This window comes from Arthrobacter sp. UYEF21 (genome assembly GCF_040546085.1).
GTDB lineage: Bacteria > Actinomycetota > Actinomycetes > Actinomycetales > Micrococcaceae > Arthrobacter.
Window position 1 is genome coordinate 55,134 of sequence record NZ_JBEPNF010000018.1, and the last position, 22,884, is coordinate 78,017.

Below are 22,884 nucleotides of genomic sequence, written 5' to 3' on the forward strand. Positions count from 1 at the left end.
AGGGGCCCTTAGAGGCGGTTGACGTCGGTGACCCGGACAACTGCCGTGCCGGTTTCGTCCGAGGCCGCCAGATCCACTTCGGCGGAGATCCCCCAGTCATGGTTGCGCGCCGGATCATCGAAGATCTGCCGGACCTTCCAAAGCCCCGGATCTTCGGTGATGATGAGGAGCCCTGGACCGCGGGCGTCGGGGCCGGTGCCGATGTCGTTGTGTTCATCGAAGTAGTCGTCCAGGACGTCTTCCCAACGATCGGAATCCCAGCCCGCACCGCCGTCGAGCTCTCCCAGCGCTGCCGCATTTTCGTCGGCGAACAGCTCCACCCGGCGGAACATCTCGTTGCGGACCATCACGCGGAAGGCCCGGATGTTGGCCGTCAGCGACGGCGGCGGGGGAGGCGGGGCGTCGTGCGGCGTGGGTGCCGCGCCGGACGTCAGCTCCTCCCATTCGTCCAGGAGGCTGGAGTCCACCTGCCGCACCAGCTCGCCGAGCCAGGCGATGAGGTCCTCAAGGTCCTCCCGGAGCATGTCCTGCGGCACCGTCTGGCGCAGTGCTTTAAAGCAGTCTGCCAGGTACCGCAGCACGATGCCTTCAGAGCGGGCCAGTCCGTAGAACTGGACGAACTCGCCGAAGTTCATGGCACGCTCGTACATGTCCCGGACCACTGACTTGGGCGCCAGTTCAAAGTCGCCCACCCAGGGCGCCGCCTTGCGGTAGACCTCGAATGCTTCGCCCAGCAGCTCCGCGAGCGGCTGCGGGTACGTTACGTCCTCCAGCATCGCCATCCGCTGGTCGTACTCGATGCCGTCTGCCTTCATCGCGGCGATGGCTTCCCCGCGGGCTTTTTTCTGCTGGGCGGAGAGTATCTGCCGCGGCTTTTCGAGGGTCGCCTCAATGACGGACACCACGTCCAGGGCGTACGACGGCGACTCCGGGTCAAGCAGCTCCAGCGCCGCCAGCGCAAACGGCGAGAGCGGCTGGTTCAGCGCAAAGTTGGCCTGCAGGTGGACGGTGAGCCGGACAGTCCTGCCGTCCGCGCCCTGCTCTGTGGCGGGAATGCGCTCCACCACCTCGGCGGCGAGGAGTTCGCGGTAAATTCCCAGGGCCCGTTTCATAAGCTGCAGCTGCGAGGACCGCGACTCGTGGTTCTCGGTCAGCAGCCGGCGGGCAGCCGTGAACGGGTCGCCCGGACGCTCCATCAGGTTCATCAGCATCGAGTGCGTCACGCCGAAACTCGAGCTCAGGGGATCGGGCACGGATTCGACGAGGCGCTTGAACGTGGGTTCACCCCAAGAGACGAACCCCTCAGGAGGCTTTTTCCTGACCACCTGGCGTAGTTTCTTCTGGTCATCGCCGAACTTGGCGGTGGCTTTGGCCATGGCCTTTACGTTCTCGGTCACGTGTTCCGGCGCCTGGACCACAACTGTCCCGGCGGTGTCATACCCGGCCCGGCCGGCGCGGCCGGCGATCTGGTGGAACTCCCGTGAGTTAAGCAGCCGGGTGCGCACGCCGTCGTACTTGCTCAGCGCCGTGAGCAGGACGGTACGGATGGGCACGTTGATGCCCACTCCCAGTGTGTCCGTTCCGCAAATCACCTTCAGCAGGCCCGCCTGGGCGAGCTGCTCCACCAGCCGACGGTACTTGGGCAGCATGCCGGCATGGTGGACGCCGATTCCGTGCCGGACCAGCCTGTTGAGGGTCTTGCCGAACCCTGCGGCGAAGCGGAAATTGGCGATCAGCTCCGCGATCTTGTCCTTTTCTTCACGCGTGCAGACGTTTATGCTCATCAGGGTCTGCGCGCGGTCGATGGCTTCGATCTGGCTGAAGTGGACAACATAGACGGGAACCTGGCGTGTGGAAAGCAGTTCCTCAAGCGTTTCGTGGACCGGGGTCTCGTGGTAGTAGTAATGCAGCGGAATGGGGCGCTCTGCGGAACTGACGGTAGTGGTGGGGCGGCCGGTGAGCTCGGTGATTCCGTCCTCGAAGCGGCTGACATCACCCAGCGTTGCGGACATCAGGAGGAACTGGGCCTGCGGAAGCTCCAGCAGGGGGACCTGCCACGCCCAGCCGCGCTGAGGGTCGGAGTAGAAATGGAATTCGTCCATAACCACCGAGCCAAGGTCTGCGCCTTCGCCTTCACGCAGGGCGATGTTCGCGAGGATTTCGGCCGTGCAGCAAATGATGGGCGCGTCCTGGTTAACGCCCGAATCACCGGTGATCATGCCGACGTTTTCGGCGCCAAAGATCTCACACAGGGCGAAGAACTTCTCGGACACCAAAGCCTTGATGGGCGCCGTGTAGTAGCTCCGCTGCCCCCGGGCCATGGCCTGGAAATGCGCAGCGATGGCAACCAGGGACTTGCCTGACCCCGTGGGGGTGGCCAGGATGACGTTGGCGCCGGTTGCCAGCTCCATGATGGCCTCGTCCTGGGCTGCGTACAGCTGCAGGCCCCTGCTTTCGGTCCACGCCAGGAACTGGGCGTAAAGGGCGTCCGGGTCGATGCCCGCACCAGGAATTGAGGAGGGCATGGCGGGCAACTGGTCGACGAGTTTCATTGATTTCCAGCTTAGTGCCCATCAGGTGCCGGATATCCGGGCGGCTAAGGGTTAGGCTCGCGATACTGCCAGACAGACCAGAGCACGGAGCAAAACTGTGAAGTGGGATCCCCTGAAGTACGTCCAGTTCGGTGACTACCGTGACCGGCCTTTTTTTGACCTCACGGGACGGATCCACGCCGCGCACCCCCATCAGGTGGTTGACCTTGGCTGTGGTCCCGGGAACCTGACAGCCACCCTCGCCCAGCGGTGGCCGCAGGCGAAGGTGGTGGGGCTCGATTCGTCCGCCGAGATGCTGGCCACAGCTGCGGCGCAGGCCGACGGGCATTCCGGGCTAAGTTTCGGGCTGGCCGATATCGCCGATTGGACACTCCCGGCCGAAACGGACGTCGTAGTCACCAACGCCGCGCTTCAGTGGGTTCCCGGGCACCGGGAGATGCTTGCCCACTGGTTGGCGGCACTCAAGCCTGGGGCATGGTTCGGCATGCAGGTGCCGGGGAACTTCAATGCGCCGTCGCATGTTCTGATGCGGGACCTGGCCGGGTCGGAACGTTGGTCGCCCCAGCTGGACGGCGTACTCCGCGGTGGGGAATCAGTGGGGGAGTCCGCCGATTACCTCCGCATCATGCTGGACGCGGGCTGCACTGCCGACGCTTGGGAGACCAGCTACCAGCAGGTCCTCCCCGGAGCGGATGCGGTGCTGAACTGGTTGCGCGGCACGGCATTGCGACCCGTGCTGGCTGTTTTGTCAGACGACGAGGGGCGGGCCTTCGAATCCGAGTACGCCGCCGCTCTGCGGGAGGCCTACCCGGGGACACCCCATGGCACGGTTTTTCCATTCCGGCGGATCTTCGCCGTAGCGCAAAAGCGGCTGACCGCATAAACTCCATTCGATTGATGTTCTCTACACGATTCGTGTAGTCATGTTACTGGAGAAGAATAATGGCGCTGGCTACGACGATGAAGCGGCTTTTTGGGGGCGGCCACAAGCCGCAACCTCGTCGGCCTCCCCAAGTGATCCTGGAGGTGCTGTGCTTTTCGCGTTATTGACCCGGCTGCTGGCTGGCCACAAGGGTTCAGTTGTTGCCATCGCCGTCCTCCAGCTGGTGCAGACAGTGGGCATCCTGCTGCTGCCCACTATCAACGCTGCCATCATCGACGACGGCATCGTCGCCGGGAATACTCCGGCGATCTTCCGGCTGGGCACGGATATGGCTCTGGCGGCTGCGGTCCAGGCGGTGGCGGCCATTGGTGCCGGCTACCTCAGCGCCGTGGTGGCTATGTCGCTTGGCCACCAGTTGCGGGAGGAGATATTTACCAAGATCCAGTCGCTTTCGTTCCAGGACGTGGCTGGCTTTGGTACCCAAAGCCTCGTCACCAGGGCAACCAATGACACCCAGCAGATCCAGTCGTTCGCGGTCCTGGTGTTTACCATGCTGGCTGCGGCGCCGGTCATGGCGGCGGGAGGTGCCTACCTTGCCTGGCAGCAGGACGTCGTGCTCTCAAGCATCGTCACCATCATCATTCCCCTACTCCTGATCATCATGTACCTCATCGTCCGGCGCCTCGTACCTCTCTACCGGGAGGGCCAGGACCTGCTGGACCGTACCGGGGAAATACTGCGGGAACAGATTATCGGCGCCAACGTGATCCGTGCGTTCGTCAGGCAGGCGCATGAAACGCGCCGTTTTGCCCGGGCGAACAGGAGCCTTTCGGGGAACAACCTGCAGTCTGCACTGTTGGTTGCCGCGATGCTGCCATTGATCATGATCGTGGTGAACCTGTCATCGGTGGCGGTGGTGTGGTTCGGCGGCCACCGGGTGTATTCGGGGGAGATGAAGATCGGGGCCCTCACGGCGTTTATCGCCTACATTATGCAGATTCTGCTGGCCATCATGATGGCCATGTACGTCTTCATGACGGCACCGCGGGCCGCCGCCTGCGCAGAGCGGCTCAATGCGGTACTCAAGGCACAGCCTTCTGTCCAGGACAGCCAGGACGACTACACGACAGGCGAACCATCGGGCCTGGAAGGGGGCAGCGTGACGTTCGCCGACGTCAGCCTCGCCTTTCCAGGGGCCGAAACCCGCGTGCTGGACAACATCAGCTTCACGGTCACTCCCGGCACCACCGTCGCCGTCGTCGGATCAACAGGCAGCGGCAAATCAACGCTCCTCAGCCTGCTGCCCCGGTTCCTTGATGCCTCGGCCGGAACCATCACCATCGCGGGGCGGAATATCCGTTCCGTTCCGCTGGACGTCCTCCGCCGGACCATGGCTGTGGTTCCGCAGCGGTCCCATCTCTTTACCGGAACCATCGAAGAAAACCTGCGGATCGCCGAACCGGGGGCCAGCGACAGCCAGCTGTGGGAGGCGCTGGAACGGCCCAGGCCGCGGGGTTCGTCCGCGAACTGCCGCGGGGGCTCGCGACCCAAGTCGGGCAAGGCGGGACGAATCTGTCCGGCGGCCAACGCCAGCGGATCTGCATCGCACGAGCTCTTGTGCGGCGGGTTCCGATCTACCTCTTTGATGACAGCTTCTCCGCCCTCGACTTCGCCACGGAGAGCCGGCTCCGGGATGCTTTGGCGGGCGACCTTGGCAGTGCGGTGGTGGTATTGGTCGCGGAACGCATCTCAACCGTTGCCGGAGCAGACCGGATTTTGGTGCTCGACGACGGCCGGCTGGTCGCGGAGGGGACCCACCTCGAACTGCTGGAGACTTCTGCCACCTACCGGGAAATTGCCGAGTCGCAATTGGCACTGGAGCGCATGCCATGACGGCACCGCTCTCAAGGGGTGCGGCGGAGTCAGTCTGGCCTCCGGCGCGCCGGTTGCTCGGCCGGCTGCGCCCGTTCAGGTGGCGGATGCTTGGTGCCGTGGCAGCCACCTGCGTTTTTGCCGGTTTGAACGTAACCGCGCCGAATTACCTGGGGAAAGCTACGGATATTGTGGTCGACGGGTTCGCCAGCGGAGTATTCGAGACGCAGCGGCTGGGAATCCTGCTGGCCGCCGTCGCCTTGATGTACTTGGGGGCCTCGCTCTTCAACTGGATCCAGGGAAAGCTGACCTCGGGCTCGGTCCACGGCCTGATGTATGGCCTCAGGGAATCGGTGGAGGAAAAGCTGCAGCGGCTCCCCACCACATACTTCCAGGAAAAGTCCAGGGGAGACGTCCTGAGCCGGGTCACCAACGACATCGACAACATCGCCCAAGCGCTCAGCCAGATCCTGACGCAGCTGATCATGTCCGTTCTGATGTTGTTCGGCGCCCTGGCCATGATGCTCTGGATTTCGCCGCTCCTGGCCGTGATTGCGCTCGTCTCGGTCCCGGTGTCCGCCTTGGTAACGGTTCTGGTGGCCCGGAAGTCCCAAGCGCACTTCGCCGGACAATGGGCTGAAACCGGCGAACTAAACGCCCACGTTGAGGAATTCATCACCGGGCATGAGGTCATCAAGGCCTTCGGCCACCAGGACCAGGCCGCGGCGGTTTTCCGGGCGAGCAACGACCGCCTGGCGCGCGCCTCCGCACGGGCACAGTATTCATCGGGCCTCGTCCAGCCACTGATGATCCTCATTGCCAACCTCAACTACATCGCGGTGGCAGTGGTGGGCGCTTACCAGGTCACGCTCGGAGCCATGACCATCGGCGGAATCCAGGCCTTCATCCAGTTCAGCCGGTTGTTCACGCAGCCTGTGAGCCAGATCGGCGGCATGCTCAACGTCATACAGTCCTGCGCCGCCTCAGCACGCCGTGTCTTCGAACTCCTGGATGCCGACGAAATTCCTGCTGAGCCGGACGGCGCCGGTCACCGGGCGCGGCCGGTCGGACCAATCGTTTTCGACCACGTCACGTTCGGCTACGCGCAGGACGCTCCCGTAATCCGTGGACTGTCCTTTTCAGTGGAGCCGGGCCGGACGGTAGCCATTGTCGGCCACACCGGCGCTGGTAAGACCACAATTGTGAACCTCCTCATGCGGTTCTACGAACCCGACGCCGGCCGGATCACCATCGGCGGAACTGACATCGCCGCCATTCCCCGGGATGCCCTGCGCAAAAGTTTTGGCGTAGTGCTCCAGGATGCCTGGCTGTTCGCCGGAACTATCCGCGAAAACATCGAGTATGGCCGGCCGGGAGCTACTGACGCTGAAATACATGCGGCGGCGGAGGCGAGCCACCTGGACCATCTCATCCGGTCGCTGCCCGCCGGCTACGACACCACGCTGGGCAACCGCGGAGAGCCGCTCAGCGAGGGGCAACGCCAGTTGGTCGCCATCGCACGGGCGCGGCTCGCGGACCGCAGCGTGCTGATCCTGGACGAGGCCACCAGTTCCGTCGATTCACGGACCGAGGTCCTGATCCGCCACGCCATGGAACGTTTGCGGCGGGGTAAAACAAGTTTTGTCATAGCCCACCGTTTGTCTACAGTCCGGGACGCTGATCTAATCTTGGTCATGGATCACGGACGCATCGCCGAGCAGGGAACCCACCGGGGCCTCCTGGCCGCCAAGGGCCGCTACGCACAGCTCTACCAGGCGCAGTTCGCCGGCCGGGTGGGCCGGGCAGGAAACCTGGATGCCGGACGATGACGGCAGGAGCATCCTTCCCCGGGACCTGGAAGCCCAACCAGGCCAGCACGGTGGCCCTTTTTGAGCAGCTGCGGCTGCAGGTGATCCGGCTCGCGGACAGCGGTGACCTGCCGCCGGGAACCAAGCTGCCTGCCGTCCGGGCGCTGGCGGACCGCCTTGATGTAGCTCCGCATACCGTGGCCCGGGCATATAAGGAGCTTGAGGCGGCCGGCGTGGTGGCCACCAAAGGCCGTAATGGCACCGTAATCTGTGCGCGTGATGAGCGGGCGGACGTCCTGTCTGCTGCCGCCGACGCGTACGCGCTTGAGGCCAGAGCCCAGGGTGCCACGTTTGCTGAGGCAGTCCAGCTGCTCGCCGCAGCCTACGACGCCCACTAGCAGCCCCGCGTGGATATTCGAAAAAGTTTTCGATTAGCATTAGTGGGTGCCTAAAGCCGTAGCTGAAGAAACAGCAGTCCCGTCCGCTCCTGTCACCGTCACCCAGGCCCCAGCCACCCCGGCCAGACCTGACCTTTCCCGCCTTGTGGTGAAGGGGGCGCGGGAGCATAACCTGCGCAACGTGGACCTGGATCTGCCCCGTGACGCCATGATCGTTTTCACCGGCCTGTCTGGTTCCGGAAAGTCCTCCCTCGCCTTCGACACCATTTTTGCCGAGGGCCAGCGGCGCTACGTTGAGTCCCTGTCGGCTTACGCCCGCCAGTTCCTGGGCCAGGTGGACAAACCGGACGTTGACTTCATCGAGGGCCTCTCGCCGGCAGTGTCCATTGACCAGAAGTCCACCAGCAAAAACCCCCGCTCAACGGTGGGCACCATCACCGAAATCTACGACTACATGCGCCTGCTGTGGGCGCGCGTCGGACGGCCGCACTGCCCTGTCTGCGGTGAGCTTGTTGCCCGGCAGACCCCCCAGCAGATTGTGGACCAACTTCTTGAGCTTGAGGACGGCACGCGTTTCCAGATCCTGGCGCCGGTGGTGCGGGCACGCAAGGGCGAATTCGTTGAACTCTTCAAGGAACTGACTGCGAAGGGCTATTCCCGCGCCAGGGTGGACGGCGAACTGATCCAGCTCAGCGAGCCCCCCAAACTTGGCAAGCAGTTCAAGCACACCATTGAAGTTGTGGTGGACCGGCTGGTGGTCAAGGAAGGCATCAGCCAGCGGCTCACCGATTCCGTGGAGACAGCCCTGGGCCTCGCTGAGGGCCGCGTGCTGGCCGAGTTCGTTGAGCTGGAAGCCGACGCCCCTGGCAGGCTCCGGGCATTTTCAGAGAACCTCGCCTGCCCCAACGAACATCCCCTGGCCATCGACGAGATCGAGCCGCGATCGTTCTCCTTCAACAATCCCTTCGGTGCCTGCGCCGCCTGCAGCGGCATCGGCACCCGGCTGGAGGTTGACGAGGAATTGATCATCCCCAACCCGGAGCTGTCGTTGGCCGAAGGAGCCATCGCGCCGTGGTCCCTCGGTACCGCCACCACCGAATATTGGAACCGCCTGCTTGCCGGCCTGGCCAAGGAACTCGGCTTCTCCATGGACACACCGTGGGAGAAGCTGGGCAACGACGTCCGCCGGACTGTCCTGCATGGCAAGGACCACAAGGTGGTGGTCCAGTACAAGAACCGTTTCGGACGGGAGCGGAAGTACAGCACCGGCTTCGAAGGCGCCATCCAGTATGTCCACCGGAAGCACGGCGAAACCGACTCCGAGTGGGCCCGCGACCGCTACGAAGAATACATGCGGCAGATCGCTTGCCCCGCCTGCAACGGCGCCCGGTTGAACCCTGCCTCCTTATCTGTCCTGATCAGCGGCAAGTCCATTGCCGACGTAGCTGCCATGCCCATGAGGGCGTGCGCGGATTTCCTGAACAACCTGGTCCTGACCAGCCGGGAAGCACAGATCGCGCACCAGGTGCTCAAGGAGATCCAGGCCCGGTTGACCTTCCTGCTCGACGTCGGACTCGAATACCTGAACCTCGAACGGCCCTCTGCAACCCTGTCCGGCGGCGAAGCGCAGCGCATCCGGCTCGCCACCCAGATCGGTTCCGGCCTCGTGGGTGTCCTTTACGTTCTCGACGAGCCATCCATCGGTCTGCACCAGCGGGACAACCGGCGGCTGATTGAGACCCTGACCCGGCTCCGGGACATGGGAAACACCCTCATTGTGGTCGAACATGACGAGGACACCATCCAGGTGGCGGACTGGATTGTCGACATTGGCCCCGGCGCCGGCGAGCACGGCGGCCAGGTGGTGCATTCCGGTTCCTACAAGGACCTTCTGGAGAACACCAACTCGCTGACCGGCGATTACCTGTCCGGCCGCAAGAAAATCGACGTCCCCAAGAAGCGGCGCAAGTACGACAAGAAGCGCGAGCTGAAGGTTATTGGCGCCCGCGAAAACAACCTTGTCAACGTGGATGCGGCTTTCCCGCTGGGTCTCTTCACCGCAGTCACTGGCGTCAGCGGCTCCGGCAAGTCCACCCTTGTCAACGAAATCCTCTACAAGGTGCTGGCCAACAAGCTCAATGGGGCCAAGCAGGTTGCCGGGCGCCACAAGAGCATCATGGGCCTGGAGCACCTGGACAAGGTGGTCCACGTGGACCAGAGCCCTATCGGGCGCACCCCGCGGTCCAACCCGGCAACGTACACCGGCGTCTTTGACAACATCCGCAAGCTCTTCGCCGAAACCACTGAGGCAAAGGTCCGCGGCTACCTGCCGGGAAGGTTCTCGTTCAACGTCAAGGGCGGGCGCTGCGAAGCCTGCTCCGGTGACGGCACGCTGAAGATCGAAATGAACTTCCTGCCCGACGTATACGTTCCCTGCGAGGTCTGCCACGGTGCACGGTACAACCGCGAGACCCTGGAAGTGCACTACAAGGGCAAGACCATCGCCGATGTCCTCAACATGCCCATTGAGGAAGGCGCAGAGTTCTTTGCTGCCTTCTCGCCCATCGCCCGGCACCTCAACACGCTGGTCGATGTGGGCCTGGGCTATGTGCGGCTGGGGCAACCAGCTACCACGCTGTCCGGCGGCGAAGCCCAGCGCGTCAAGCTCGCCGCCGAACTCCAAAAGCGTTCCAACGGGCGCAGCGTCTACGTTCTTGACGAACCCACCACGGGGCTGCACTTCGAGGACATCCGCAAGCTGCTGATGGTTCTGCAGGGGCTGGTGGACAAGGGAAACACGGTGATCACCATCGAACACAACCTGGACGTCATCAAGAGTGCCGACTGGATCGTGGATCTTGGACCCGACGGCGGTTCCGGCGGGGGGCAGATCGTGGCTACGGGCACGCCCGAGCAGGTGGCGAAGTCGACTGCTGGCCACACTGCCTCTTTCCTCGCGGAAATATTGTCTTAGGCGGTTGGCCGGCGACGACGTATGCCGTGTCGGGCATGCGAGTTTCAGGCATGTGCGGTGTCGTGAGAAACTAAGCCGGTGACTCAAACAACAGTGCCCGTGATCTTTGACCTGGACGGCACTCTTGTCGACCCGGCAGGCGGAATTACCGGCGGAATCGCATCCGCCCTGGTGGCCTCAGGCCTCCCGGTCCCTGACGCCGACCTGCTGAACGCCATGATCGGCCCCAAACTGAGTGATTCCCTCCTCAGCGTCGCCATGGTCCCGGCGGACAAGTTGGCCGACGTCATCCGGCGCTACCGGCAGTACTACGTGGCCACTGGAATCGCCCAGAGCCGCCTGTACCCCGGCATCAGGGAGGTGCTGGAGGGGTTTGTCAAGGCAGGCAGGCCTATCGCCGTCGCCACGCAGAAGCCCGAAGGGCTGGCGCAGATTGTGCTCCAGCACCACGGCGTTGCGGGCCTGTTCCAGTCAATCCGGGGATCCGCGGACAACGAATCCGCCACTGACGGTCCGGTCGGCAAAGCGGACATCATCGCGGCTGCCTTGGCCGATCTGTCCACCCAGCACGCTGTAATGGTGGGCGACCGCGCCCAGGATGTGGCCGGCGCCATCGCCAACGGGCTCGACTGCATTGGCGTCGGCTGGGGCTTCGCGCCCGACGGCGAACTCGAGCTCGCCGGGGCCGTCACCGTGGTGGAGACCACCACCGGCATGATCGCTGCGATCGAACGGCTTGAGGGCCTTCACACCGCCGCGATGAGCGAGGTGCGCAACGATGGAGCTGTTTGAGGCTGTCCGCTGGACATTTCGCGGCCTCGTTTCGGGCACCTGCCGGCCCACCGTCATCGGCCTCGAGAACGTGCCCAAAGACGGTCCGTTCATCGTTGCGCCGAACCATCTCTCCTTCTTTGACAGCGTCATTGTCCAGGCCCTGATGCCCAGGCCGGTGGCCTTCTTCGCCAAAGCGGAGTACTTCACCACCGGCGGCGTCAAGGGAAAGGTCATGAAATCGTTTTTCGAGTCTGTCGGTTCCATTCCGGTTGAACGGGGCGAGCAGGCGGCAAGCGTCCAGGCCCTCAGGACCCTCCTGGACATCCTGGAGGCGGGCAAAGGCATCGGCATCTACCCTGAAGGCACACGATCACGGGACGGCATTCTCTACCGCGGCCGCACCGGCGTAGGCTGGCTTGCCCTGGCAACCGGAGCTCCCGTGATCCCCGTTGGACTGATCGGGACGGAGAACCTGCAGCCGGCCGGTGAGAAGGGCTTCAGGCCGCATCGCTTCACCATGAAGGTGGGGGAGCCCCTGTACTTCGACAAGACCGGTCCGGATCATTCGCTGCCGGCCCGCCGGCAGGTGACGGACCGGATCATGGACGCCATCGCTGAACTCAGCGGCCAGGAACGCTCCACCAGCTACAACCAGAGCAAGGCCACGGACTAAGCGTTAGTAGACTGAAGTAGTGGCAGATCCAACAACTTACAGGCCCCGGACGGGTGAAATTCCCACCAATCCGGGGGTGTACCGGTTCCGCGATCCTCACGGCCGGGTCATTTACGTCGGCAAAGCCAAAAGCCTCCGGTCCCGCCTGAATTCCTATTTTGCCAACCCGGCGGGGCTACTGCCGAAAACCCACGCCATGGTCCACACGGCCAGCAGTGTGGAGTGGACCGTGGTGGGCAGTGAGCTGGAGTCCCTGCAGCTTGAATACACCTGGATCAAGGAATTCAAGCCCCGCTTCAACGTGGTTTTCCGGGACGACAAGACCTACCCCTACCTGGCCCTGACCATGAGCGAGAAACTCCCCAGGGTCCAGGTCATGCGGGGGGACCGCCATAAAGGCACGCGGTACTTCGGTCCGTACACCGCCGGAGCCATCAGGGAAACCATGGACACACTCCTGCGGGTGTTCCCGGTACGCAGCTGCAGCGCCGGCGTACTTAAGCGGGCCCAGGCCAGCGGCCGCCCCTGCCTCCTGGGCTACATCGACAAATGCTCCGCGCCCTGCGTGGGCCGCGTGACACCGGAAGAGCACCGCGCCCTGGCTGAGGACTTCTGTGCCTTTATGGGCGGCGAAGCCAAACGCTTCATCTCCAAACTCGAAAAGCAGATGGCCGAAGCAGTGGCCACCCTCGACTACGAGCGCGCGGCACGGCTCCGAGATGACATCTCGGCACTGCGGAAGGTCTTCGAACGCAACGCAGTGGTACTCGCCGAAGATACCGACGCCGATGTTTTCGCCCTGCACGAAGATGAACTGGAGGCCGCGGTCCAGGTCTTCCACGTCAGGGGCGGCCGGGTCCGCGGCCAGCGCGGCTGGGTGGTGGAAAAGGTGGAAGACTCCACCACACCGGACCTGGTGGAGCACCTGCTGCAGCAGGTCTACGGCGAGGACGGCGACAGCCACGGCAGGCTGCCCCGCGAAGTCCTGGTGCCGGTGGTACCCAGCAACGAGGCGGAGCTGACGGAATGGCTCGGCGGCCTTCGGGGAGCCAAGGTGGATATCAGGGTGCCGCAGCGCGGCGACAAGGCGGCGCTGATGTCCACCGTGCGGGAGAACGCCGAACACGCGTTAAAACTGCACAAAACCCGCCGCGCCGGAGACCTGACGGTGCGTTCGCAGGCCCTCCAGGAGCTGCAGGAGGCTTTGGACCTGCCGGTGCCGCTCCTGCGGATTGAGTGCTTTGACGTCTCCCATGTCCAAGGCACCAACGTGGTGGCATCCATGGTGGTGGTGGAGGATGGGCTGCCTAAGAAATCCGATTACCGGAAGTTTTCCGTTACCGGGGCGGCTGCGGCAGACGATACCGCTGCCATGCACGATGTCCTGACGCGGCGGTTCCGCTATTACCTGCAGGACAAGTCGGCCCAGGTGGAAGCAGCCGCACTGGCCGGGCACCAGGCCGCACTTGACGCGGCAGCCGATGCTGCGGTGCTTGACACCACCACTGCCACGCCGAAGGCAAAATTCGCGTACCCGCCGAACCTGGTGGTGGTCGACGGCGGCCAGCCCCAGGTGAATGCCGCGGCCCGGGCGTTGGCGGAGCTCGGCATCGATGACGTGTATGTGGTGGGCCTGGCCAAACGACTGGAGGAAGTCTGGCTTCCGGACAGTGACTTCCCGGTGATCCTGCCGCGGACGTCCCAGGGCCTTTACCTGCTGCAGCGGATCCGCGACGAAGCACACCGCTTCGCCATCACCTTCCACCGGCAGAAGCGCGGCAAGGCCATGACGCTCTCAGCCTTGGATGGAGTGCCAGGGCTGGGGGAGTCCAAGCGCAAGGCGCTGGTGGCCCACTTCGGCTCGATCAAGGGGGTGAAGGCTGCAACCGCCGTGCAGCTCACGGCCGCCAAGGGTATCGGTCCCTCCCTGGCCAGTGCCATCGTGGCCCACTTCAGCGGCGAGGAAGGGGCCGGGGCCACCGTTCCGGCCGTCAATATGGCCACCGGCGAAATCATTGAAACCTAGGTAGGGTAAGGAGCGCAGGTTTCCGCCGACGCGGTTGCCTGCCGGATCAGGACAGGAATGGGGCGGAACGAATGGCAGAATCAACGGCGGAATCCGGGACGGGGCAGGACGGCATGACGCCGGTCAAGCCCCTCGAAGCGGAGCTGCTGGTGGTCACCGGTATGTCAGGGGCGGGACGCAGCACTGCCGCTGACGCGCTGGAGGACCACGGCTGGTACGTCGTGGAAAACCTGCCGCCGCAGATGCTCGGAACCCTTGCTGAACTGGTCTCGCATGCGCCGCAGTCCATTCCCCGGCTGGCCGTGGTGATGGATGTGCGCAGCAAAGGCCTCTTTTCCGACATGCGGGCCACCCTCGGCGCCCTGGCAGCCAGTGGTGTCACGTTCCGGGTGCTGTTCCTGGACGCCAACGACGACGTCCTGGTCCGCCGCTTCGAGCAGGGCCGCAGGCCCCATCCGCTCCAGGAGGGCGGCCGGATCCTGGACGGCATAGCAGCCGAGCGCGAGGTACTGAAGGAGCTCCGGGACAGCTCGGACCTCGTACTCGATACCTCTGACTACAACGTCCATGGCCTGGCAACGGCCATCACTGAACTCTTCACCGAGACCGGCCCGGTGGCCCTCCGGCTGAACGTCATGAGCTTCGGCTTCAAGTACGGTCTGCCGGTTGACTCCAACTACGTAGCCGATGTCCGTTTCATCCCCAACCCGCACTGGGTCCCGCAGTTGCGCCCCCACACAGGCCTGGACCAGGACGTCAGCGATTATGTCCTCGAGGCCGAAGGCGTGAAGAACTTCGTGGACCGTTACGTGCTGGCTCTGGAACCGGTCTTGGACGGGTACCGGCGCGAAAACAAGCATTACGCCACCATCGCCGTGGGCTGCACCGGCGGCAAGCACCGATCAGTAGCGGTCGCCGTCGAGCTTTCCAAGAAACTGGCGCAGTATCCCCGGGTGACTGTCACCACAACCCACCGGGATCTGGGCCGCGAATAATGGGGATGCTTACCGGGCCGATGCCGTTAGTGCCGCTTTCCAGCGGAACGGCTGCCGGCCAGCAGGACAAGGGCCCCAACGTTGTGGCACTCGGCGGCGGCCACGGACTCTCCGCGTCCCTGTCGGCCCTGCGGCTGCTCACCACTGAGCTGACTGCCATTGTCACTGTGGCGGACGACGGCGGGTCATCCGGGCGGTTGCGCGAAGAGTACGGCGTCCTCCCTCCCGGAGACCTCCGCATGGCGCTCTCCGCCCTGTGCGACGACACCGACTGGGGCCGCACATGGCGCGACGTCATGCAGCACCGCTTCCAGCCCGGCAAAGGCCGCGGCGGCTCCCTGGACGACCACGCCACCGGCAACCTGCTCATCGTCACCCTCTGGGAACTCCTTGGCGACGCCGTCGCCGGGCTCACGTGGGCCGGCGCACTTCTTGGGGCGCGGGGGCAGGTGTTGCCGATGTCCACTGTTCCCCTCACCATCGAAGGTGACATCCGCGTTACCGCGGCCAACGGCAAATCCGTGCTGCAGACCGTGAGCGGGCAGGCGCGCTGCGCCGTAGCCGGCTGCCTGGAACAGGTCCGGCTCCTGCCCGAGCATGCACCCGCGTGTACTGAGGCGCTGACCGCCATCGAACTGGCCGACTGGATCATCCTGGGGCCGGGGTCATGGTATACGTCCGTGCTCCCGCACCTGTTGCTGCCCGAAATGCGCGACGCCCTCAGCGCAACGGCCGCGAAACGCTGCCTCACCATGAACCTGGCCACCGATACCAAGGAGACTACGGGCATGTCGGCGGCTGACCATCTTCACGCCCTGCGCCGATACGCGCCGGACTTCAGCGTCGACGTCATCCTGGCCGATCCCGCGTCGGTGCCGGACCGGCAGGAGTTCGAGAAAGCCGCGGGGATGATCGGTGCCGAGGTTGTCTTGGGTAAAGTAAGGGCGTCGGGACGCCGACCCGTCCATGACCCCCTACGTCTGGCAGCGGCGTACCACGACATTTTTGGGAACAGTTAGGAAGGTGCCATGGCACTGACATCATCGGTCAAGGAAGAACTGTCCCGTCTGGACATCAAAAAATCATCAGTACGCAAGGCTGAGGTTTCGGCGATACTTCGATTCGCCGGCGGCCTGCACATCATCTCTGGCCGGATCGTGATCGAGGCGGAAGTCGACCTCGCATCCACCGCGCGCCGCCTGCGCGCGGCCATCGCGGAGGTGTATGGCCACCAGAGCGAAATCATTGTGGTCTCCGCCGGCGGACTGCGACGGGGCAGCCGCTATGTGGTGCGGGTGGTCCGCGACGGCGAATCTTTGGCCCGGCAAACCGGCCTCCTGGACGGCCGCGGGCGTCCGGTGCGCGGCCTGCCCTCTGCGGTTGTCAACGGTTCTGCCGCTGATGCCGAGGCAGTGTGGCGCGGTGCTTTCCTCGCCCACGGTTCGCTCACCGAGCCGGGCCGTTCGTCCGCCATGGAGGTCACCTGCCCCGGCCCCGAATCCGCGTTGGCCCTGGTGGGGGCGGCCCGCCGCATCGGCATCCAGGCCAAGGCCCGCGAGGTCAGGGGAGTGGACCGGGTAGTAATCCGTGATGGCGACACCATCGCAGCCCTCCTGACCCGCATGGGAGCCCACGATGCACTGATGGTCTGGGAGGAACGCCGGATGCGCAAGGAGGTCCGCGCCACCGCCAACCGGCTGGCCAATTTCGACGACGCCAACCTGCGGCGTTCCGCACAGGCGGCGGTGGCGGCCGGGGCCAGGGTGGACCGGGCCCTGGAGATCCTGGGTGATGACGTCCCGGACCACCTCAAATATGCCGGCGAACTCCGGGTGGCCCACAAACAGGCCAGCCTGGATGAGCTGGGGCGCCTGGCCGAGCCGGTGATGACCAAGGACGCCATTGCCGGCCGCATCCGCCGGTTGCTTGCCATGGCGGACAAACGTGCCATTGACCTCGGCATCCCTGGCACAGATGCAAATGTGACGCCTGAAATGCTGGACGAGTAAAGGCCCCATAGAATCAGAGCGTCCACCCCCATCTTCCGGATGCCAGTCATCCGGATGCACAATCCGAGAGCTACACCCCGGACAGACCGTCCACGACATTGGAGGATTTTGTGACCGAGTACGTACTGCCAGAACTCAGCTACGACTACGCGGCGCTTGAGCCGCACATTTCGGCGCGGATCATGGAGCTGCACCACAGCAAGCACCATGCAGCTTACGTCGCAGGGGCCAACAACGCCCTGGCCCAGCTGGCCGAAGCACGCGACAAGGGCGACTTCGCCAACATCAACCGCCTTTCCAAGGACCTCGCGTTCCACACCGGCGGCCACATCAACCACTCGGTGTTCTGGAACAACCTGTCCCCGGACGGCGGCGACAAGCCCGAGGGCGAACTGGCCGCAGCCATCGATGACGCCTTCGGCTCATTCGACGCCTTCCGTGCCCAGTTCTCAGCAGCAGCCCTTGGCCTGCAGGGATCCGGTTGGGGCTTCCTGGCCTACGAGCCCATCGGCGGAAACCTGGTCATCGAGCAGCTTTACGATCAGCAGGGCAACGTTGCGCTGGGCACCACCCCGCTGCTCATGCTCGACATGTGGGAGCACGCCTTCTACCTGGACTACGTCAACGTCAAGGCTGACTACGTCAAGGCATTCTGGAACATCGTCAACTGGGCCGACGTCGCCAAGCGCTTCGAGGCCGCACGCACCAACGCCACGGGTCTGATCACCCTCCCATAGTGACCGGCGCAACACGCGCCTGTAACAAACTTCACATTTAGGCGGGATTTTGGCCGAATTGTGGAAGGTCCGCCCCCGCACTTGCGGGGGCGGACCTACTTAAACGTAAGATGGATCACGGAAGGCGGTCAGCCTTCAGCAACGTGGCTGGTCGCCCTCCGATCTGTTAATCATCTCTGCTCAATGGCGTGCGGGATCTGTTAGTTGGCTTCAACGCCCGCTTACTAGTAGTGCTTCACCAAGCACCAAGGAGACTGAAAAAGTGACCACCCGTATTGGTATCAACGGCTTCGGCCGCATCGGCCGCAACTACTTCCGCGCAGCACTCGCCCAGGGCGCAGACCTTGAGATTGTTGCAGTCAACGACCTCACCAGCCCCGAAGCTCTGGCCCACCTGCTCAAGTACGACTCCGTGGGCGGCCGCCTGAAGGAAGCCGTCGAGGTCAAGGACGGGAACATTGTCGTCGACGGCAATATCATCAAGGTTCTCGCCGAGCGCGATCCTGCCAACCTTCCCTGGGGCGAACTCGGTGTAGACATCGTCATCGAGTCCACCGGCTTCTTCACCAAGGCCGCTGCCGCGCAGAAGCACATCGATGCCGGCGCCAAGAAGGTCCTGATCTCCGCTCCGGCCTCGGATGAGGACATCACCATCGTGATGGGTGTTAATGACGGCCTCTACGACAACGCAGCCCACAACATCATTTCCAACGCATCCTGCACCACCAACTGCCTCGGCCCCCTGGCCAAGGTCATCAACGACACCTTCGGCATCGAGCGTGGCCTGATGACCACCATCCACGCCTACACGGCAGACCAGAACCTGCAGGACGGCCCGCACAACGACCTCCGCCGCGCCCGCGCCGCGGCCATCAACATGGTCCCCACCTCCACCGGTGCAGCCAAGGCAATCGGCCTGGTCCTGCCCGAACTCAAGGGCAAGCTTGACGGCTACGCCATCCGCGTCCCCGTCCCCACCGGGTCCGCCACGGACCTTACGGTCACCGTCGCCCGCGAGACCACCGTCGAGGAAGTCAACGCAGCTCTGAAGAAGGCCTCCGAGTCCGACGAATTCCAGGGCATCCTCACCTACACCGATGCTCCGATCGTGTCCTCCGACATCGTGGGAGACCCTGCGTCGTCAATCTTTGACTCGGGCCTGACGAAGGTCATTGGCAACCAGGTCAAGGTTGTGTCCTGGTATGACAACGAATGGGGCTACTCCAACCGCCTCGTGGACCTGACGGAGCTTGTTGCAGCCAAGCTGGGCTAGGGTTAGAGACATGACATTCCACACCCTCAACGAACTGATCGCTGAAGGTGTCCGCGGGCGGTACATTCTGGTTCGATGTGACCTCAATGTGCCGCTCGACGGCTCTGCAGTGACTGACGACGGCCGTATCAAGGCCTCCCTGCCAGTGCTGACGAAGCTCACGGACGCCGGCGCCCGCGTGCTGGTAACAGCCCACCTAGGACGCCCCAAGGGCGCTCCCGAAGACAAGTACTCGCTCAAGCCCGCAGTAGCCCGCCTTGCTGAGCTCGCTCCGTTTAGTGTCACCCTCGCCGGGGACACGGTGGGCAGCTCTGCCAAGGAACTCGCCGCCTCCCTGGCGGACGGCCAGGTGCTGGTGCTGGAGAACGTCCGCTTCGACGCCCGCGAAACCAGCAAGGACGACGCCCAGCGCGGCGCCTTCGCTGACGAGCTGGCGGCCCTGACAGGTGACAACGGCGCCTACGTTGATGACGCCTTCGGTGCCGTGCACCGCAAGCACGCCAGCGTCTACGACGTCGCTTCCAGGCTGCCGTCCTACCAGGGCGACCTGGTACACACTGAGGTGGAGGTCCTGCGGAAGCTGACTGCTGATACCCAGCGGCCTTACGTTGTGGTGCTCGGCGGCTCGAAGGTTTCGGACAAGCTGGCGGTCATTGACAACCTGATCGGCAAAGCTGACACCATCCTGGTGGGCGGCGGCATGCTCTTCACGTTCCTCGCAGCCGAAGGCCACAGCGTGGCCGGCAGCCTCCTCGAGGAGGACCAGATCGCCGTGGTCCAGGACTATCTTAAACGCGCGGCGGACGCCGGCACGGAATTCGTTGTGCCAACCGACGTTGTGGTGGCCAGCAAGTTCGCTGCGGACGCTGACCACGAAACCGTCCCCTCGGACGGCATCGAGTCAAGCAGCTTCGGCGCGCAGGGCATCGGCCTGGACATCGGCCCGGACTCGGCAGCCGCATTTGCGGACCGGATCAAGGATGCCAAGACGGTGTTTTGGAACGGGCCCATGGGCGTCTTCGAATTCGAGGCCTTCGCCGGCGGAACCCGGGCAGTAGCCAAGGCCCTGACCGAAGCCGAGGCGTTCACAGTCGTGGGCGGCGGAGACTCCGCGGCAGCAGTCCGGACCCTGGGCTTCGCGGATGACCAGTTCGGTCATATTTCCACCGGCGGCGGCGCCAGCCTGGAATATCTTGAAGGCAAGGAACTGCCCGGACTTAGCATCCTGGACCGCTAGGAACTGGACTGCCAAGTCCTCCGGCCGGCAGGGTGCCCGTGGGTACCCTGCCGGCCGCACACATATCAAGACTTTTGGAGAACACATGACTACGTCAACGAACGGTGCTTTTGACCGCACGCCTCTCATTGCGGGCAACTGGAAGATGAACATGGACCACGTCCAGGGCATCACCCTGCTGCAGAAACTCGCTTGGACCCTGTCCGACGCCAAGCACGACTACAGCCGGGTGGAAGTTGCAGTCTTTCCGCCCTTCACCGACCTCCGCGGTGTGCAGACCCTGGTCCAGGGCGACGAACTCGACGTTGCTTATGGCGGCCAGGACTTGTCCCAGTTCGACTCCGGCGCCTACACCGGCGACATCTCCGGCCAGTTCCTGAACAAGCTGGGCTGCCGGTACGTGCTGGTGGGCCACAGCGAACGCCGCACCATCCACAACGAATCAGATGACGTCCTGAACGCCAAGGTCAAAGCGGCGTACAAGCATGCTGTCACGCCTGTACTGTGCGTAGGTGAAGGGCTGGAAATCCGCCAGGCCGGCACCCACGTGGAGCACACCCTGACCCAGCTCCGCGCCAACGTCGCCGGCCTGACCCCCGAGCAGGCGGCCGAACTCGTAGTGGCCTACGAGCCCGTATGGGCCATCGGCACCGGTGAGGTGGCGGGGCCCGGGGATGCCCAGGAAATGTGCGCTGCCATCCGGGCCGAACTGGCGACCATTTTCGGGGACGACGTTGCGGCCAAGATCCGCCTGCTCTACGGCGGTTCAGTCAAGGCCAACAACGTTGCTGCGATCCTGAACGAACGGGACGTTGACGGCGTGTTGGTGGGCGGGGCCAGCCTCGATCCAGCCGAGTTTGCTAATATTGTCAGGTTCGAGAGTCACCTGCTGACGGACTAGTCCGTCTGCAACACCAGGCTCCCGCCATTCCAATCTTCTGAAAGGCCGTCGTGGACGTTCTTCATGTCATTCTGCAGATTCTCCTGGGCATCACCAGCCTTCTGCTGACGCTGCTCATCCTGCTTCACAAGGGACGGGGCGGCGGGCTGTCGGACATGTTCGGCGGCGGTATGAGTTCGGGCCTGAGTTCCTCGGGTGTCGCAGAGCGGAACCTGAACAGGTTCACCGTAGTTCTGGGCGTCACCTGGGGTGTCGTGATCATCGCACTGGGACTGCTGATGCGGTTCAGCGGGTCGGGCGACTCCTAGGTTCTTCCAGCCGATCGTGGTCCGGCACTGCCGCCACGGGAATCTCCGAACTAAACTGTGGCTGTTGGCTTACAACAGCCACAGTTTTGTTTAAGCAGCCAGGAGTCCCGATGGTGCATAGTGCGTCAGCATTCCGCGGCACCCGGGTGGGTGTGACAGAAGGTGCCGGTCCCAAGAACCAGTCTGAGGCAGCTTCGGGCGAGCGGGTACCCCGGATCAGGGTTTCTTATTGGTGCGCCAAGGGACATGAAACCCAGCTCGTGTTCCTTCGGTTACCCGAAGCACAGATTCCCGTCCACTGGGACTGCCGGCGTTGCGGCTGTCCGGCGTCCCGTGAGGGCCAGGAAGCTGCGCGGGACGAACAGTTCGAAGAGGGCTACAAAAGCCACCTTGAATATGTTAAAGAGCGGCGCTCCGACCAGGACGCCGAAGCTGTCCTGGCCGGAGCGCTGGAAAAACTACGCGCCGGCGGCGTCCTCCCGGACGAGCTGCTGCGGGACGCGTGAGGCAGCATTTTCGTCGATAAGCCATAGCGTGCGTGACGTACCGCGGGGCCCTGCGGCGGGCACCTGGACGGGGCTGGCACCCGCCAGCGCCAGTCCGACTGCACCGGCTTTGTCCTCGCCGGCCACCACCATCCATACCTCGGCAGCAGTGTTTATGGCAGGCAGCGTGAGGGAAATACGCTGCGGGGGCGGCTTGGGGGAATTCCGCACGCCCACCACGGTCCGATCCTTTTCCCGGATTCCGCCCTGTTCCGGGAACAGGGAAGCCACGTGGGCATCGGGTCCTACGCCCAGCAGCACCACGTCCAGCCGCGGCAGTTGCCCCGGTTCGTCGGGCCGGTCATCCGACATGTCTGCAGCGTGCTCGGCCTCGGCTGCCTCCCGCAACCGCCGGGCGTAGTCCTCGGCGGCTTCTTCGGGAGTGTCAAAGTCGTCCGAGGACGCCGGCTGGTTGATCCTGGCCGGATCAACCGGGATGTGGGCGAGCAGTGCGTCAAACGCCTGCCTGGTGTTGCGGTCGGGATCATCCGCCCCCACGAACCGCTCGTCGCCCCACCAGAAGTTCACCCTCGACCAGTCGACGGCGGGCGCCGCCGGTGAATCCGCCACAGCCTTCAGCGTACCGATGCCCACTGTGCCGCCGGTCAGGACCACCGTGGCTTCACCGTGTTTATCCTGCACATCCACGAGCTTGGTAATCAGGCGCGCGGCGATGGCGGCCATCAGGACGGACGAATCAGGGTGGATGCTAACTCTGGGCTCAACGCTCACTGGGTCGGACGCTCCTTAGATTGGTTCGTGGCAGTCCAATAGTAATCACTTCGCCGAAGACTTCGTCGGGGTCGAGGCGGCGGAGTTCTTCCGCGAGGCAGTCTTTGAGGCTGCGGCGGGGCAGGGAGATGCGTTGGGCGGGCTGGCCGGGCTGGGTGAGTTCGGCGATGGACAGTCCGGGCCGGAA

At 64.0% G+C, this 22,884-nt stretch carries 19 protein-coding genes and 1 pseudogene; 17 read left to right on the forward strand and 3 right to left on the reverse strand.

Translation table 11 applies throughout. The annotated features are described in order from the left end of the window. Positions 1–8: 8 nt before the first annotated feature. Positions 9–2,552, reverse strand: a complete 2,544-nt coding sequence (locus ABIB27_RS16525; protein ID WP_354217013.1) for a DEAD/DEAH box helicase — start codon at positions 2,550–2,552, stop codon at positions 9–11. A gap of 97 nt (positions 2,553–2,649) precedes the next feature. Between ABIB27_RS16525 and ABIB27_RS16530 the strand changes: the two genes are divergently transcribed. The 17 genes and pseudogenes from ABIB27_RS16530 to ABIB27_RS16615 all read left to right on the forward strand — a co-directional run bounded on the left by ABIB27_RS16530 (position 2,650) and on the right by ABIB27_RS16615 (position 21,926). Next, positions 2,650–3,435 carry a trans-aconitate 2-methyltransferase gene (locus ABIB27_RS16530; protein WP_354217012.1) on the forward strand — a complete coding sequence of 262 codons (786 nt, stop codon included), beginning with the start codon at positions 2,650–2,652 and terminating at the stop codon, positions 3,433–3,435. A 148-nt stretch (positions 3,436–3,583) separates the two neighbouring features. Further along, positions 3,584–5,328 (forward strand): annotated as a pseudogene (locus ABIB27_RS16535) (ABC transporter ATP-binding protein). After that, positions 5,325–7,136, forward strand: coding sequence for an ABC transporter ATP-binding protein (locus tag ABIB27_RS16545; RefSeq protein ID WP_502909252.1), 1,812 nt, complete (start codon positions 5,325–5,327; stop codon positions 7,134–7,136). Before ABIB27_RS16535 ends, ABIB27_RS16545 begins: the two are co-directional and overlap by 4 nt. Beyond that, on the forward strand, positions 7,133–7,513 hold the full coding sequence (locus tag ABIB27_RS16550; protein ID WP_354217010.1) for a GntR family transcriptional regulator: 381 nt from the start codon (positions 7,133–7,135) through the stop codon (positions 7,511–7,513). The genes ABIB27_RS16545 and ABIB27_RS16550 overlap by 4 nt, the downstream gene beginning before the upstream one ends. Before the next feature lie 46 nt (positions 7,514–7,559). After that, the gene (uvrA, locus tag ABIB27_RS16555; protein WP_354217009.1) at positions 7,560–10,487 is read left to right on the forward strand and encodes an excinuclease ABC subunit UvrA; all 2,928 of its coding nucleotides are present in this window, start codon (positions 7,560–7,562) and stop codon (positions 10,485–10,487) included. A gap of 78 nt (positions 10,488–10,565) precedes the next feature. Next, positions 10,566–11,279 (forward strand): HAD hydrolase-like protein, encoded by a 714-nt coding sequence (locus tag ABIB27_RS16560; protein ID WP_354217008.1) that lies wholly within the window; start codon positions 10,566–10,568, stop codon positions 11,277–11,279. Beyond that, positions 11,266–11,934, forward strand: a complete 669-nt coding sequence (locus ABIB27_RS16565; RefSeq protein ID WP_354217007.1) for a lysophospholipid acyltransferase family protein — start codon at positions 11,266–11,268, stop codon at positions 11,932–11,934. The genes ABIB27_RS16560 and ABIB27_RS16565 overlap by 14 nt, the downstream gene beginning before the upstream one ends. Before the next feature lie 19 nt (positions 11,935–11,953). Continuing rightward, positions 11,954–13,960, forward strand: a complete 2,007-nt coding sequence (gene uvrC / locus ABIB27_RS16570) for an excinuclease ABC subunit UvrC (protein ID WP_354254295.1) — start codon at positions 11,954–11,956, stop codon at positions 13,958–13,960. Positions 13,961–14,031: 71 nt separating this feature from the next. After that, complete coding sequence (gene rapZ / locus ABIB27_RS16575) at positions 14,032–14,955, forward strand: RNase adapter RapZ (protein WP_354217005.1); 924 nt, start codon at positions 14,032–14,034, stop codon at positions 14,953–14,955. Further along, positions 14,955–15,974, forward strand: coding sequence for a gluconeogenesis factor YvcK family protein (locus ABIB27_RS16580; RefSeq protein WP_354217004.1), 1,020 nt, complete (start codon positions 14,955–14,957; stop codon positions 15,972–15,974). The genes rapZ and ABIB27_RS16580 overlap by 1 nt, the downstream gene beginning before the upstream one ends. A gap of 9 nt (positions 15,975–15,983) precedes the next feature. After that, the gene (whiA, locus tag ABIB27_RS16585) at positions 15,984–16,964 is read left to right on the forward strand and encodes a DNA-binding protein WhiA (protein WP_354217003.1); all 981 of its coding nucleotides are present in this window, start codon (positions 15,984–15,986) and stop codon (positions 16,962–16,964) included. 110 nt (positions 16,965–17,074) lie between these two features. Next, positions 17,075–17,701, forward strand: coding sequence for a superoxide dismutase (locus ABIB27_RS16590; protein WP_310164066.1), 627 nt, complete (start codon positions 17,075–17,077; stop codon positions 17,699–17,701). A 262-nt stretch (positions 17,702–17,963) separates the two neighbouring features. Beyond that, positions 17,964–18,974, forward strand: a complete 1,011-nt coding sequence (gene gap, locus ABIB27_RS16595) for a type I glyceraldehyde-3-phosphate dehydrogenase (protein WP_354217002.1) — start codon at positions 17,964–17,966, stop codon at positions 18,972–18,974. 10 nt (positions 18,975–18,984) lie between these two features. Then, the gene (locus tag ABIB27_RS16600) at positions 18,985–20,211 is read left to right on the forward strand and encodes a phosphoglycerate kinase (RefSeq protein ID WP_354217000.1); all 1,227 of its coding nucleotides are present in this window, start codon (positions 18,985–18,987) and stop codon (positions 20,209–20,211) included. Positions 20,212–20,296: 85 nt separating this feature from the next. Further along, positions 20,297–21,112 carry a triose-phosphate isomerase gene (gene tpiA / locus ABIB27_RS16605; protein ID WP_354216999.1) on the forward strand — a complete coding sequence of 272 codons (816 nt, stop codon included), beginning with the start codon at positions 20,297–20,299 and terminating at the stop codon, positions 21,110–21,112. A gap of 50 nt (positions 21,113–21,162) precedes the next feature. Then, the gene (secG, locus tag ABIB27_RS16610) at positions 21,163–21,420 is read left to right on the forward strand and encodes a preprotein translocase subunit SecG (protein WP_354216998.1); all 258 of its coding nucleotides are present in this window, start codon (positions 21,163–21,165) and stop codon (positions 21,418–21,420) included. A 110-nt stretch (positions 21,421–21,530) separates the two neighbouring features. After that, entirely contained in the window at positions 21,531–21,926 is a 396-nt protein-coding gene (locus tag ABIB27_RS16615; protein ID WP_502909254.1) for an RNA polymerase-binding protein RbpA, read from the forward strand. Here ABIB27_RS16615 and pgl read toward each other — a convergent pair. Both pgl and ABIB27_RS16625 read right to left on the reverse strand, forming a co-directional pair. After that, positions 21,879–22,697 (reverse strand): 6-phosphogluconolactonase, encoded by an 819-nt coding sequence (gene pgl, locus ABIB27_RS16620; protein ID WP_354216996.1) that lies wholly within the window; start codon positions 22,695–22,697, stop codon positions 21,879–21,881. The genes ABIB27_RS16615 and pgl overlap by 48 nt on opposite strands. Next, a partial coding sequence (locus ABIB27_RS16625; protein ID WP_190989002.1) for an OpcA/G6PD domain-containing protein occupies positions 22,687–22,884 on the reverse strand: 198 nt, incomplete at its 5' end. The genes ABIB27_RS16625 and pgl, both read right to left, overlap by 11 nt.